At 65.2% G+C, this 13,514-nt stretch carries 12 protein-coding genes; 7 read left to right on the top strand and 5 right to left on the bottom strand.

Annotated elements, in window-relative coordinates; translation table 11 throughout:
* Window positions 1-25: 25 nt before the first annotated feature.
* Together AC3ZI9_RS09200 and AC3ZI9_RS09195 are read right to left on the bottom strand one after the other, a co-directional pair.
* Window positions 26-2,587, bottom strand: a complete 2,562-nt coding sequence (locus tag AC3ZI9_RS09200) for an FtsX-like permease family protein (RefSeq protein ID WP_489923524.1) — start codon at window positions 2,585-2,587, stop codon at window positions 26-28.
* A gap of 31 nt (window positions 2,588-2,618) precedes the next feature.
* The gene (locus AC3ZI9_RS09195) at window positions 2,619-3,368 is read right to left on the bottom strand and encodes an ABC transporter ATP-binding protein (protein WP_489923523.1); all 750 of its coding nucleotides are present in this window, start codon (window positions 3,366-3,368) and stop codon (window positions 2,619-2,621) included.
* 180 nt (window positions 3,369-3,548) lie between these two features.
* Between AC3ZI9_RS09195 and AC3ZI9_RS09190 the strand changes: the two genes are divergently transcribed.
* Window positions 3,549-4,709 carry an LCP family protein gene (locus tag AC3ZI9_RS09190; RefSeq protein WP_489923522.1) on the top strand — a complete coding sequence of 387 codons (1,161 nt, stop codon included), beginning with the start codon at window positions 3,549-3,551 and terminating at the stop codon, window positions 4,707-4,709.
* 63 nt (window positions 4,710-4,772) lie between these two features.
* Here AC3ZI9_RS09190 and AC3ZI9_RS09185 read toward each other — a convergent pair whose 3' ends face one another.
* Entirely contained in the window at window positions 4,773-5,339 is a 567-nt protein-coding gene (locus AC3ZI9_RS09185; protein WP_489923521.1) for a hypothetical protein, read from the bottom strand.
* A 100-nt stretch (window positions 5,340-5,439) separates the two neighbouring features.
* Here AC3ZI9_RS09185 and AC3ZI9_RS09180 point away from each other — a divergent pair, with 100 nt between their 5' ends.
* Window positions 5,440-5,811, top strand: coding sequence for a hypothetical protein (locus tag AC3ZI9_RS09180; RefSeq protein WP_489923520.1), 372 nt, complete (start codon window positions 5,440-5,442; stop codon window positions 5,809-5,811).
* A 13-nt stretch (window positions 5,812-5,824) separates the two neighbouring features.
* Here the strand turns inward: AC3ZI9_RS09180 and AC3ZI9_RS09175 are convergent, their stop codons facing one another.
* Both AC3ZI9_RS09175 and AC3ZI9_RS09170 read right to left on the bottom strand, forming a co-directional pair.
* Window positions 5,825-6,514, bottom strand: a complete 690-nt coding sequence (locus tag AC3ZI9_RS09175) for a response regulator (protein WP_489923519.1) — start codon at window positions 6,512-6,514, stop codon at window positions 5,825-5,827.
* Window positions 6,515-7,708 (bottom strand): sensor histidine kinase, encoded by a 1,194-nt coding sequence (locus AC3ZI9_RS09170; RefSeq protein WP_489923518.1) that lies wholly within the window; start codon window positions 7,706-7,708, stop codon window positions 6,515-6,517. It lies immediately after the preceding gene.
* A gap of 140 nt (window positions 7,709-7,848) precedes the next feature.
* On the opposite strand from AC3ZI9_RS09170, the gene AC3ZI9_RS09165 reads away from it, so the two are divergent.
* From AC3ZI9_RS09165 to AC3ZI9_RS09145, 5 genes are all read left to right on the top strand, one after another.
* Window positions 7,849-8,907 (top strand): 3-isopropylmalate dehydrogenase, encoded by a 1,059-nt coding sequence (locus tag AC3ZI9_RS09165; protein ID WP_489923517.1) that lies wholly within the window; start codon window positions 7,849-7,851, stop codon window positions 8,905-8,907.
* A 69-nt stretch (window positions 8,908-8,976) separates the two neighbouring features.
* Window positions 8,977-10,068, top strand: a complete 1,092-nt coding sequence (locus AC3ZI9_RS09160) for a branched-chain amino acid aminotransferase (protein ID WP_489923516.1) — start codon at window positions 8,977-8,979, stop codon at window positions 10,066-10,068.
* An 89-nt stretch (window positions 10,069-10,157) separates the two neighbouring features.
* On the top strand, window positions 10,158-10,976 hold the full coding sequence (locus AC3ZI9_RS09155; protein ID WP_489923515.1) for a hypothetical protein: 819 nt from the start codon (window positions 10,158-10,160) through the stop codon (window positions 10,974-10,976).
* A gap of 19 nt (window positions 10,977-10,995) precedes the next feature.
* On the top strand, window positions 10,996-12,105 hold the full coding sequence (gene galE, locus AC3ZI9_RS09150; protein ID WP_489923514.1) for a UDP-glucose 4-epimerase GalE: 1,110 nt from the start codon (window positions 10,996-10,998) through the stop codon (window positions 12,103-12,105).
* 66 nt (window positions 12,106-12,171) lie between these two features.
* Window positions 12,172-13,476 (top strand): IS256 family transposase, encoded by a 1,305-nt coding sequence (locus AC3ZI9_RS09145; protein ID WP_096197741.1) that lies wholly within the window; start codon window positions 12,172-12,174, stop codon window positions 13,474-13,476.
* Window positions 13,477-13,514 lie beyond the last annotated feature (38 nt).

Raw genomic sequence — 13,514 nt, 5'->3', positions numbered from 1 at the left:
GGCGGGGCTTCCGGCCGTCCTGGGCCTATTCGGTGGCCAGGCCCTCCACGGGGGAGAGGAGGGCCGCCCGGCGGGAGGGCAGGACCGAGGCTGCCAGCGCCGCGGCCACGGAGACCCCCAGGACCAGCGCCAACTGGGCCCACGGCAATGACAGCGTCACGTCGGTGAAGGCGCCCAGGGCCGATTGCGCCCCCAGGGCGCCATAGGCGGTACCCAACACGATCCCCAGTGCCGCGGCCACCCCGGCGATCAGGACCGCCTCCAGGGCCAGCATGGAGCGCAGCTGGCCCCGGGTCAGCCCCAGGGCCCGCAGCAGGGCCGACTCACGGGTGCGTTCGAGCACCGACAGGCTCAGGGTGTTGGCCACCCCGATCAGCGCAATGAACACCGCCACGGCGAGCAACCCGGAGACCACGAGCAGGAGCGTGTCGATGACCTGGTTGAACAGCGAGCGCTCCAGGGCGCCACCGGCGACCTGGTAGTCCTGCACGTGTAGTTCGGTTGCCAACGTACTGCTCAGTTCCTGCAGTTGATCTGTGCTCAGCCCGTTGGCGGCTTTGAGCCACAGCAGCGGATAGGCGCCCACCTGATCGGGTCCCGCCTCGGCCGCGGCACGGGCCGCCGAAGCGCCGGTGGTGTATCCATCGAGCTGCTGTGCCGTTTCCAAGCTCATCAGCGGTGCCGAGATCTCCGACTGGGAATGCTTGGTCGCCAAGGATCTGGCGGTGGATCCCTCGAACGCCGTGACCTCGACGTCGTCACTGGTGGTCGATTGGCCGACCAACACTTCGCCGGTGCCGGGGACCAGCGACGGGTCCTTCAGGACCAGGGCCAGTTCCTCGGCTGCTGCGGCGTAGACCGGCTCCCCGGCGGCGGTTCGTCCCACGGGTTTGAGCAGTGCGACATCCTCGATCCCGTCGACGCCCGCCGCGAGCTTCGCCTGCTGCGTGCCCAACTGGCCGGCGCCCGCCGCCGCATCGGGGCCGGGCAGGGCTCCGCCATCGAAGCCCTCCCCGTAGTTGGCGGGGGAGTCCACGGTGACGTCGACCAGGTAGTTGCGGGCCAGTTCGTCGTTGAAGGACTGTTTGGTGGTCTGGGCGCCCACCATCATCATCGACACCAGGGTGACGCCGATGAGCAGCGCCGTGGCCGTGGCAGTGGTCCGCCCGGGGTTGCGCACCGAGTTCAACGAAGCCAGCTGCGCCGGAACTCCCGAACCGCCGAAGAGCCGGCCGACCGCGCGGACGGCACCGGGTAGGAACAGCGAGGCGAGCATCAGCACCCCGATGAAGGAGAACAGGCCTCCGGCGAAGCCCAGCAGGAGCTGGCCGAGGACCGCGCCGCCGATCAACAACCCTCCGCCGCCGATCAGCAGCAGCAACCCGAAGATCAGGCGGACCTTGCCCACCCGGTTATGAACACTGGCGGAGTCCGCGGGGCGGAGGGCCGCCAAGGGGGCCACGCTCATCGCCTTGCGGGCCGGAGCCCAAGCGGCGATCAGGGTCATCACGGTGCCCGCGAGAAGGCCGGCGATCACGGCGCTCGGTGGCACGGCCAGCACGGCGAAGGAAGCGGAGGGCAGCGTTGAAACGTAGCCCACCAGCCCGGCCATCACCCCGATGGCCAGCAGGACCCCCAGCACCGAGGAAACGAGCCCGACCACGAAGGCTTCGACGAGCACCGAACGGCGCAGCTGGGCGCTCAGGGCACCCAGGGTTCGGAGCAGGGCCAGTTCACGGGTGCGCTGGGCCACCAGGACCGCGAAGGTGTTCATGACCACCAGCCCGGTGACCACCAGGGCGATCAGTGCGAAGACCAACAGAACCCCGGTGAGCTGATCCTGGCCGCCGGTGAAGCCTGCCAGATCGTCGACGGTGCGTTCCTGAGCGGTCATCACCGACGCCTGGGAGACACCCGCGGACTTCAATGCGGCCGCAACGGCCGAGGCGGCCTCTGCCGGGTCGGTGCCCGCATCGAGGCGTACCAGCAGGGATTCGTACTGCGGGTCCGAACCCATCAAGGTGTTGTAGCGCTGGGGGGAGACGGCAACCTGCAGATTCGAACCCATGAAAGGGCTGTTGCTGGAGGTCGTGATACCGCTGATCCGGGCCGTGAAGTCCACGGTGGAGCCGTCCGGGGAGGAACCGGACATCCCGACTTCGTCGCCGACCTTCAGGTGATAGCTCTCGGCGTGCTGGCGGTCCACGGTGATTTCCTCGCGGTCTGCCGGAACGGCACCGGAGTCCAGCTCGGTGGTGCGCAACTGTTCGTCGGAGACAAAGGATTGCACGATGGCGTTATAGTCGCCCGAGCCGGTTTCGATCCTGGCTCCGGCGCTGCTTTGGGCCTCCGCGGCGGCGACCCCGGGGGCCTTGCGGACCGCGGTGAGTTGCTCGGGGCCGAGGCCCACGGCCTCGTCGGTCTCATCGGGGCTGATGCCGGCAACCAGATCGGCGTTCTGGTAGGCCTCACCGATGCTGCGTTCCAGCGAGGCGGTGGTCGAGGCATTGACCATGAGGGTGGCTGCCAGGAAGGCGGTGCCGATCATGACGGCCAGGGTGACGGCGATGAAACGCCGTGAGTACATGCGGATATTAGCCAGCGCGAGGGAGAGCATCTCAGGCCCCCAGACCGGCCAGCGCCGAGGTGACTCTCTCCGGCGTCGGATCCGACAGATGGCCGACCAGTTCCCCGTCGCGCATCAGCACCACCTCATCGGCATAGCCGGCGGCTGCCGGGTCGTGGGTGACCATGATGATGGTCTGGCCCATTTCCCGGACCGACGAACGCATCAGCGAAAGCACTTCGGCGCCGGTGCGTGAATCGAGGTTGCCGGTCGGCTCGTCACCGAAGACGACGGCGGGGCGGGTGAGCAGGGCGCGGGCCACCGCCACGCGTTGTTGTTGTCCGCCGGAGAGTTCGTGCGGTTTATGGGAGAGGCGGTCCGTGATGCCCAGGGTGTCCACGACGGTGGCGAGCCAACCGGCGTCGTGCTTTTTCCCGGCGAGTTGGAGCGGCAGCAGGATGTTCTGTTCGGCGCTCAAGGTGGGCACCAGGTTGAAGGACTGGAAGACGAAACCGATCTTCTCGCGGCGCAACCGGGTCAGCTGGTCATCGTTCATCGAGGTGATGTCCTGGCCAGCGATCGTGATGGAACCGCTGGTGGCCGAGTCGAGGCCGGCCAGGCAATGCATCAACGTGGACTTTCCCGAACCCGAAGGCCCCATGATGGCGGTGAAGCGTCCGGCCTCGAAGCCGATGTCCACGCCGGCCAAGGCGTGGACCGCTGTGCTGCCGCTGCCATAGACCTTGGTGAGGCCGCGGGCAGAGACTGCCTGGGTGGTGGTTGAGGTGTGAGTCATGGTCATACTGAATAATTTATGCGGACCCTTCCTCCCGGCGGATCAACCCGGCGGAGGGTCCTAGCGGTCCCGCACGTCATACCGAGGTATGACGAGGCACAGGTCAGCGACGGATTGGGGGTATCGGTGCCGGCACCTGGTGTGGCGATCACGGACCGTCCAGCAAAGGAACGGCAGAATAAGCCCATGACTGTGCGTTCCTCCACTGCCGCCGCCGTGCTGGCCCCCCTCATGACCTTGGCCTTGCTCACCGGCTGCAGCAAACCTGCCGAACCCCAGGCGCCCCCGACACCTGCGGCTTCCTCAACGCCGGCTCCCAGCCCCTCCGCCCCGGCAGTCAAAACCTCGGGGATGAAGAAGGACCTGGCAGGGTTCACCACCAAGCTCTATACCGGGAAATCGGTGCCCAGCAGTGGCCCGGCAACCCAGGCGCTGAAACAGGCGAAGGCTCCGAAGCGGGCCGCCTCCGTCAAGGCTGCGACCGGAACCTGGAAGAAGGAACAGTTCGCCGTGCTCACCAGTGGCAAGGACGTCACCCTGGTGGTGAAGAAGGAGGGCACGTGGACCGCAGTGGGCGGTTGGTGGCCCTCACTGGGGATCAAGGATGCGGCGCTGGGTGGGAAACGCCATGTGCTGCTCATGGGTTCGGACGCCCGGGAAAAGCAAGGAGAAAAGATCGACGAGGCACGGGCCGATGCCCTGCAGGTCGTCGGTGTTGACGGTCGGGGCGGCGGCGGGGTGATGGGCATCCCGCGGGACCTGTGGGTGCCCCAGGCCAACGGCAGGAACGCCAAGATCAATAGCGCCCTCTCCACCGGTGGGCCCACGGCACAGACGAAGACCGTTGAAAAAGCCACCGGGCTGCCGATCCAGGGGTATGTCCTGACCGGGTTCACCGGGTTCCAGAAGATGATCGACGAGCTCGGCGGGATCACCATCAACGCGCCGATGAAGGTGCGGGCGGTGGAGAAGGGCAAACAGAAGGTCGACGGATACGACGCCTTCTGGTTCACCCGCGAACGCAAGACCCTGCCCAACGGTGACTTCGACAGGACCTCCAACCAGGGGATCGCCCTGGCGGGAATTGGGGCCAAGGCGGTGGCCGACGGCCCGGCAGGCCTGGCGAAGGTGCTCGATATCGCCGATCGGCATGTCTCCACCAACCTGAGCGCCGAACAGGCCCTGACCTTCGGTGCCTGGGCCTACCAGATCGATCTGAAGAAGATGGGGCACCAGGTGCCGACCGCCGACTATGGACGCAGCGCAGATGGCCAATCCATCCTGGAAGCCACCAGCGCAACCCGGAAGGTGTTTAAGGATTTTGCGGATGGAAACCTGCCGAAGTAACAACAAAGATCGCCAATCGTGTCCTTTTCGTTACAATAGGTGAGGCGTCGTTTGGCGTCTGACCTAGTGAAGGAGGCGGATGCGCGCGACGGCCCCAAGCTCGAACCAGTGCTCCACCCTGCGCTGGGCCGCCCTCCTCGGCACCCTGATGCTGGTGGGCTCCCTCGGCATCCTCCCCGCTTCCGCCGCTGAAACATCCCCCGAAGGTGCCGCGGATTCGGTGAGCACCACCACCGCGACGGGGTCCGAATCGCCGTCCGCCACGCCGCAAGAAACCACCGATCCGCCCACCACGCCGACTCCTACCGATTCGTCGGAACCGACGGAAACACCAGAGCCATCGGAATCAACGGAACCGACGGAGCCGATCGACCCCACGACGGAGCCGTCCAGTACGGACCCCACGACCCCGCCGCCATCGCCGACGCAGCCCTCGGAGCCTGGCTCCTCCTCGGGATCCAGCGGGCCATCCTCGAGCTCCTCGGCGGAGCCCCCCGCCCCGGCGCCGTCGACCACGCCGTCGAAAACCTCGCCGGGGGTCATCCCGGCACCACCGAAGCCCCCGAAGTACCCGTCCAAGCCCGGCAGCTCGACGCGCAGCCCGTGGCCCGGACAGTCCTCGACCAACACCCAGGGTCCGCGCCCGGGAGCACAGTATGGTGCCCGCGACGCCCGGACTGGGTTTCTGATCGATCCGGCCAGCGGCTATCCCATCCACCCGAAGACCGGGTTGCTCATCGAACCGGGCACCGGACGGATGCTGGTGCGTGGTTCGCTGGAGGCCAGCGACTTCGTCTACGACCAGGCCACCCAGAGCGTGAAGCTCTCCATCCAAGACCACGACGGCAGCTCGGCACCTGGGGAGCCGGAGTCCTCGGCCGGCGCCGGGGACGGGGCAACGAACGCCGCAGGCGTCCTTCCGCCGTCGAACCCGGCACAGCAGGCGGAGGCTTCCACTGGGCGCCCCTCCGCAGTGATGGGACTGGTCATGTCGCCTTCGGCCCCGGCCATCGGTTTGGGTACCCTGCTGGCCTTGGGAGGGCTCTGGTACTTCTTCGTGTTCGTCCGCCAGCCCAAACCGAAACCCCAGTACCGCCGCTAATGCCGGCAAAAAGCTAGGGGGTGACGACCCCGGTGGCATAGGCGATGACCACTGCCTGGACCCGGTCGCGGGCGTGCAGCTTGGATAAGATCCGCCCCACATGCGTCTTCACGGTCGCTTCGGAGAGGAATAATTTGGCGGCGATCTCCGGATTGGCTTTGCCCCAGGCGATGAGTTCGAAGACTTCGCGTTCACGGGCCGTCAGGGAAGCCACGGCCGTCTCGTGCCCCGAGGTGGTGGCTGCCGGTTGGCGCAGCATCGGGGCGACGTGGTCCAGCAGGCGCCGGGTGGTCGACGGGGCGATCACCGCATCCCCGCGGTACACCGTGCGGATGGCCTCGAGCAGCTCTTCAGGAGGGGCGTCCTTGAGGAGGAATCCGCTGGCCCCGGCATGGATGGCAGCCAGCGCGTACTCGTCCAGATCGAAGGTGGTCAGCACGATGATGCGCGGTCCGGTACCCGGCCCAGGGGCCAGGAGTTTGGCGGTCGTCTCAATCCCGTCCATCTCGGGCATGCGCACATCCATGAGGACGACGTCGGCCCGGGCCAGGGCGGGGGAGGCGAGGGCCTCCCGGCCGTTGGCTGCCTCGGCGACCACCTCGAGGTCGGGCTGCGAGTTGATCAGCATGCGGAATCCGCTGCGGACCAGGAGCTGGTCGTCGACGAGCGCGACGGTGATCGGGGTGCTGGGCTGGGTGTCCACTTAGTCCTCGGTGTAGGGGATGAAGATGCGGGCGGAGAATCCACCGGTGCTCCGTGGCCCGGTCTCGATGCGTCCATCGTAGAGGGCGACCCGCTCCGCCATGCCGATGAGTCCTTGACGGGCCCCGATGTTCTCCTCGGTGGCGGCAGCGCCGCGCCCGTCGTCGGTGACTTCCACCTCGAGACCGGTGGAGGTCCATTCCAGGTGGATCTCGGAGGAAGCGGCCGGGCCAGCGTGTTTGATGGTGTTCGTCAGCGCTTCCTGGATGACGCGGTAGGCGGTCAATTCCGCGCCGGGTGGGAGCTCACGTCGCGGGGACCCCGAGAGGGTGGAGGTCACTTCCAATCCGGCGGTCCGGGTTTCGTCCAGAAGCCAGTCGATATCGGCCAGCGTGGGCAACGGGCGGGTGGAGGCTTGCTCGTCGCCACGCAGGACACCGAGCAGCCGGCGCATCTCGCGCAATGATTTTCGGCCGGTTTCCGAAATGGTGCCCAGGGTTTCGCGCGCGACCTCGGGGTCGTGTTCGCTCGCGTAGCGGGCACCGTCGGCCTGGGTGATGATGACCGAGAGTGAATGGGCAACGATGTCATGCATTTCCCGGGCAATCCGGCCGCGTTCGTCGGAGGCGGCGAGGTCGCGTTCCTGTTGGCGTTCGATTTCCAGCCGGCTGGCCCGGTCGGACAAGGCTTGCATGGCTAATCTGCGGGTACGGGCCAGGTCTCCGAAGGTCCAGGCCAAGAGCACGATCAACGCCAGACCAACGAGGCTCGGCAGCATATGGAGGCCGATGGCCTGCCCGGTCGGATTTCCATAGCGCAGTGTGGCCAATATGGCCCCGAGCATGCCGGCGCTGAGTCCTGCGTAGGAGGCCCAACGTTTCCCATACTTCGCCAAGGTAAAGACCACGATCGGCACGGTGACCTGGGAAGGAAGGAATGACGGAATCAGCATGACCTGGAGCAGGCAACCCAACACGACGACGGCGCTGCTCAGCAGCAGATGGGAGCGCCGCCAGATCAGCGGCAGGACCTGCAGCGATCCGATGATGAACTCGAGGACACGATGCTGCCCGGAAAAACCACCCAAGAGGAAGACCGAAAGGGTCAGGAGCAGCCACAGCCCGACGGCGAGGGCCCCGTCGACTTTGCCCGGGTGGTTTCGGATCCAAACATCCAGGGTGCGGTGCGGGGTCATGGGCCTACTCTACTTTTGGTCGTCCCCGCCCCGCGTCATACCTCGGTATGGTCTGGGCTCGGTCGAGAGCAGCCACATATCCCCGTATCAAATAGCGAGACGGTTTGTCCAGGATGCGGACGCCGCAATAATCTGGATACATGAGCAACGCGATTGATGTGGCCGTCATCCCCGGTGACGGCATTGGCCCCGAGGTCATTGCCGAAGCCATCAAGGTCCTGAAAAAAGCTACCGAAGACGGGGACCGTCCACTGCGGATCACCGACTACAGCCTGGGAGCCCAACACTGGTTGCAAACCGGCGAAACCCTCACCGATGAGACTCTTGAATCCCTCCGAGCCCACGAAGTGATCCTCTTTGGAGCAGTCGGCGCGGCGCCGGGGGATACCCGCATTCCTTCGGGACTGATCGAACGCGAACTGCTGCTCAAATTGCGCTTCAGCCTCGACCACTACATCAACCTGCGGCCGTCGCGCCTGTACCCGGGCATCCCTAGCCCGCTGGCGCACCCCGGTGACATCGATTTCGTTGTTGTGCGCGAGGGAACCGAGGGGCCCTATGTCGGCAATGGTGGCGCCCTGCGAGTTGGCACCGAACACGAGATCGCCACCGAGGTCTCCGTCAACACCGCCTACGGCGTCGAACGCGTCGTCCGCGAAGCCTTCCGCCGTGCCAGCGAACGTCAGCGCCGCCATGTCACCCTGGTCCATAAGCACAATGTCCTTGTTTACGCCGGGCACCTGTGGCGCAGGACCGTCGAAGCCGTAGCCGCAGAATATCCTGATGTCACTCACGACTACATGCACGTCGACGCGGCGACGATCTTCATGACCACGAATCCTTCACGCTTCGACGTCATCGTCACCGACAACCTCTTTGGTGACATTCTCACCGACCTCGCAGGTGCCGTGACCGGCGGAATCGGGCTGGCTGCCTCGGGGAACATCAACATGCTCGGTACCGGTCCTTCGATGTTCGAACCGGTCCACGGCTCGGCTCCGGATATCGCAGGACAGCAGATCGCCGACCCGACCGCGGCGATCCTCTCCGCGGCGCTCCTGCTGGAACATGTGGGCCTGACCGATGCTGCCCGCAAGGTAGAAGCCGCCGTTGAAAAGGACCTCGACTCACGGGCGGAACTTACCGATCCGAGATCAACTGCGGAAGTCGGCGACGCGATCACGCTGGAGCTGTCATAAGCTGGTGCCGGAACAACGTCCCGTGTGAGGGACGGCACGAAAACTTTGCAGAGGAAGTGCGTAGGCACCATGGAATTCTCACAACAGCTCTCCACCACCCCCAAGAGCGCCGAAGAACGCGCCAAGATTCTGGCAGATCCCGGATTTGGCGACTACTTCACCGACCACACCGCCGTCGTCGACTGGACCCAGGATGCCTCCGGCAAGGGGGTCTGGCACGATGCCCGGATCGAACCCTATGGCCCGATCATGATGGACCCGGCGGCATCGGTCCTGCACTACGGACAAGAGATCTTTGAGGGCTTGAAGGCCTACCGCCACGCCGACGGAAGCGTCTGGACCTTCCGGCCGGAAGCCAACGCGGCACGCTTCAACACCTCAGCCCGCCGGCTGGCCCTGCCAGAACTCCCGACCGACGTGTTCATTGATTCGCTGAAACGCTTGGTATCGGTCGATGTTGATTGGGTGCCCTCAGGTGACGGCGAAGCCCTGTACCTGCGCCCGTTCATGATCGCCACGGAAGCTTTCTTGGGGGTGCGTCCCTCCCACGAGGTCTCCTACCGCGTCATCGCCTCACCCGCAGGAAACTACTTCGGCGGCGAATTGAAGCCGGTCTCCATCTGGCTGTCCACCCAGTACGCCCGGGCCGGTCACGGCGGCACGGGCGAGGCGAAATGTGGTGGGAACTACGCAGCTTCCTTGGCGGCCCAGCTCGAAGCAGAGACCAACGATTGCAAGCAGGTCCTCTTCTTGGATCCCACGAACGACTTCGCAGTCGATGAGCTGGGGGGCATGAATGTCTTCTTCGTCTTTACCGATGGCACGCTGGTCACCCCGGAACTGAACGGGAATATCCTGCACGGCGTGACCCGGTCCTCCGTGATGGAATTGGCCCGCGAGCGTGGCCTGACGGTCCAAGAGCGCAAGATTACTATCGACGAATGGCGTAGTGCGGCGGCTGACGGTTCCCTCGCCGAGGTCTTTGCTTGCGGCACCGCTGCGGTCATCACTCCCATCGGGGAACTGAAGACCACCGATGAATCGATCGTGACACCGGAAACCGGCAAGGACTCGGTGGCCATGGCCATCCGTGAACAATTGCTCGGCATCCAGACCGGAACCATCGAAGATACCCACGGGTGGCTCACCCGCCTCGTGTAGGCCTATCTGGTCCCCTGGGCGAACGCATCAAACTCGATATCCTCGCGGAGCATTGCTCCGCGGGGATGTCGGGTTTAGTGTCTGAGAGCATGAACCGAGAAAGCGGCCATTGGTCGTTCTGGATGACCGCACTCCTGCTCATGGTGCTGTCGGGTTGCGCAGCCGGAGCAGGTACGGAAGCCACCGGGGGCGCTTCAAAACCCTCAGGCTCGAAAGCCGTGGTGGCATCGCCTGCCTCGGATCCAAGCTCGGATATACCGAACGACACCCGCTGCCCCTCCGAGACGCAAATCGTCCCTGAGACGCTGAAAGCCGGCTCCACCACGTCGCCAGCCGCCAGCTGGGGGAACGGTAGGACCGGCGTTCTGCTGTTGCACCAGAGCGATGGTGACGGCATGTGCGGGTGGCTTGCCCACTCGCAGGCTTTCAACGATCTCCCCCATGATGCTCGATTCCTGACCTTTGATCTCTGTGGGTATGGGCAGGCACAGTGCGCCGGCACCGAAACCAACCAGCGCCAGCAAATCACGGCGGGTATCGATCGACTGCAAGACAGCGGTGCTCGGGTGATTGTCATCGTCGGAGCTTCCCTAGGCGGATACCTGGCCGTGCACTTCGGGCCAGCTGCCGTTGCTGATTCGATCATCAGCTTGTCGGGCTACGGTATGGCCGGCGCGGATTCCTTCCAGCATGACTTGAAACGAACGAATCAGCCGGTTCTGCTCGCCACGTCGCATGCCGACGGCGAGACCCGCTATCAGGATCTGCAGGACGTCGCTAAAGCAACCGGGAAGGACTTCGCGGGCTTTGACGCAGGTCACGGCTACACCATGTTGCCGGAAGCGAAAGCAACTGTGGAGGAATGGATACGGGACGCAGCAGCGCAATCTTCCCCAACAGCGGGATAGACCTCATAGACTGGGGGCCATGCGCATTCTCGTTACCGGCGGAGCCGGATACATCGGATCCCACACCGTTCTGCTTCTCCTAGAAGAAGGCCACGACGTCCACGTCCTAGACAACTTCGCCAACTCGTCACCCGAGTCGCTACGCCGCGTCGCCGAGCTGACCGGGCACCAAGCCACGGTGCACGTTGCCGATCTTCTGGACCCGGTGGCACTGGACCGTGTGCTCTCAGAAAGCCGTGCCGAGGCAGTCATCCACTTTGCCGGGCTCAAAGCTGTCGGCGAGTCCGTGGCCAAGCCACTGGCGTACTACCGAAACAACGTCGTCGGTACGCTGAACCTCTTGGAAGCCATGGACACGCATGATGTCCGCACACTGGTTTTCAGCTCATCTGCGACGGTTTACGGGGATAGCCAGATTCTGCCGCTGACCGAGGACCAACCGTTGTCTGCCACCAACCCCTATGGTCGGACCAAATTACAGATCGAGCGCATCCTTGATGACTTGGCCGTTTCTGACTCCCGCTGGAACATCGCCAAGTTACGATACTTCAACCCGGTCGGCGCCCATGAATCGGGAAGGATCGGTGAGGATCCGCAAGGCATCCCCAACAATCTCATGCCCTTCGTTGCGCAGGTCGCCGTAGGGCGACGCGAGAAGGTCAGCGTGTTCGGAGACGACTACCCGACGCCGGACGGGACCGGAGTCCGCGACTACATTCACGTGGTCGATTTGGGTGCAGGGCACTTGGCGGCCCTTGAATACCTGCAGGATCATGGGGGACTGCATGCATGGAACCTCGGCACGGGAAATGGTTCCTCGGTGCTCGAAGTCATTGCCGCCTTCAAGCGGGCAGCGGGGCGTGAGATCGCCTACGAAATCGTAGAACGCCGCCCCGGCGATGTTGCGGCTTCCTATGGCGATCCGGCACTTGCGCGTGAACAGATTGGTTGGAAGGCCGAACGCGGTCTGGAGGAGATGGTCACCGACATGTGGCGGTGGCAGTCGAATAATCCTGAAGGCTTCCCATTAGAACCTGCGGCGGGGGAAGAGACGCGGGGAGGAATGATCAGAACCTGTGGATGGCTCTCGGCGAGGTGGCGTGCAAGGGACGCACCTTCCCGAGGATGATCTGCAAGGAACCAAGACTCTGATCAAGGACCGGCGTTGGAGCGCTGGTTCGGGAAGGTACGCCCTATGCTCAAGATAGTCCCCGACAACGATGACGCCAACCACGACGACGGCGCGGCGGACGGATCGTCGCTGCTGGATGCGATCGTGCGCGACGGTGCCCGGCAGATGCTCGCAGCCGCGTTGCAGGCCGAGGTCGCCTCCTACGTCGATGCCCACGCCGACGAGGTCGACGAGAACGGTCACCGGCTGGTGGTGCGCAATGGCTATCACGATGCCCGGGAGGTGACCACGGCGGCCGGCGCGGTGCCGGTGACCGCGCCGCGGGTCAACGACAGACGCGTCGACGAGACCACCGGGCAGCGCAAACGGTTCGCCTCGGCGATCCTGCCTGCTTGGGCACGCAAGTCCCCACAGGTCGCTGAGGTGCTGCCGCTGCTGTACCTGCACGGGCTCTCCAGCAGCGACTTCGCGCCGGCGCTGGAGCAGTTCCTCGGCTCGGCTGCCGGGCTCTCGCCAGCAACGATCACCCGGCTGACCGGCCAGTGGCAGGGCGAGGCGGTCGCGTTCAACACCCGGTCGCTGGCCGACACCGACTACGTCTACGTCTGGGTCGACGGGATCCACCTCAAGGTCCGCCTGAACCAGGACAAGATCTGCCTGCTGGTGATGATCGGCGTCCGCGCCGACGGCACCAAGGAGCTGATCGCCCTCGATGACGGCCACCGCGAGTCCGCCGAGTCATGGGCCGACCTGCTGCGCGACTGCAAACGCCGCGGGATGGCCGCCCCGGTCCTCGCGATCGGCGACGGGGCGCTGGGGTTCTGGTCCGCCGTCCGCGACGTCTTCCCGGCCACCCGGGAACAGCGCTGCTGGTTCCACAAGATCGCCAACGTGCTCAACGCGCTGCCCAAGTCCGCCCAGCCGGGCGCGAAGAAGGCGTTGGCCGAGATCTGGCAGGCCGAAGACCGCGCCCACGCCGAAGCCGCCGCGGCAACCTTCGCCGACGAGTACGGCGTCAAGTGGCCCAAGGCGGTCGCGAAGATCGCCGACGATCTCGATGTGCTGCTGGAATTCTACGACTACCCCGCCGAGCACTGGGTCCACCTGCGCACCACGAATCCGATCGAGTCGACCTTCGCCACCGTCCGGTTGCGCCAGCGCGTCACCAAGGGCCCCGGTTCCCGGGCTGCCGGGATCGCGATGGCGTTCAAGCTGATCGAGTCCGCCCAGACCCGCTGGCGGGCCGTGAACGCACCCCACCTGGTCGCCCTCGTCCGCGCTGGCGCGGCCTTCGAGAAAGGCCGCCTCGTCGAACGCCCCGACGACCAGACCGACCACGAATCAGGAGAGCAACAACATGCCGCCTGAGACGTGGACGAACACGTGTGCCGGCACGTCCACCGCAG

It is taken from the genome of Arthrobacter sp. AOP36-F1-5 (genome assembly GCF_058137995.1).
The sequence above is the reverse complement of the archived record's forward strand: the minus strand, read 5'-3'. Positions and strand labels throughout refer to the sequence as shown.

What these genes read in the sequence shown, in the direction of transcription:
- AC3ZI9_RS09200 (WP_489923524.1), bottom strand. Translation starts at nt 2,587, where the DNA reads ATGTACTCACGGCGTTTCATCGCCGTCACCCTGGCCGTCATGATCGGC.
- AC3ZI9_RS09195 (WP_489923523.1), bottom strand. Translation starts at nt 3,368, where the DNA reads ATGACCATGACTCACACCTCAACCACCACCCAGGCAGTCTCTGCCCGC.
- AC3ZI9_RS09190 (WP_489923522.1), top strand. Translation starts at nt 3,549, where the DNA reads ATGACTGTGCGTTCCTCCACTGCCGCCGCCGTGCTGGCCCCCCTCATG.
- AC3ZI9_RS09170 (WP_489923518.1), bottom strand. Translation starts at nt 7,708, where the DNA reads ATGACCCCGCACCGCACCCTGGATGTTTGGATCCGAAACCACCCGGGC.
- AC3ZI9_RS09165 (WP_489923517.1), top strand. Translation starts at nt 7,849, where the DNA reads ATGAGCAACGCGATTGATGTGGCCGTCATCCCCGGTGACGGCATTGGC.
- AC3ZI9_RS09160 (WP_489923516.1), top strand. Translation starts at nt 8,977, where the DNA reads ATGGAATTCTCACAACAGCTCTCCACCACCCCCAAGAGCGCCGAAGAA.
- AC3ZI9_RS09155 (WP_489923515.1), top strand. Translation starts at nt 10,158, where the DNA reads ATGAACCGAGAAAGCGGCCATTGGTCGTTCTGGATGACCGCACTCCTG.
- galE (WP_489923514.1), top strand. Translation starts at nt 10,996, where the DNA reads ATGCGCATTCTCGTTACCGGCGGAGCCGGATACATCGGATCCCACACC.
- AC3ZI9_RS09145 (WP_096197741.1), top strand. Translation starts at nt 12,172, where the DNA reads ATGCTCAAGATAGTCCCCGACAACGATGACGCCAACCACGACGACGGC.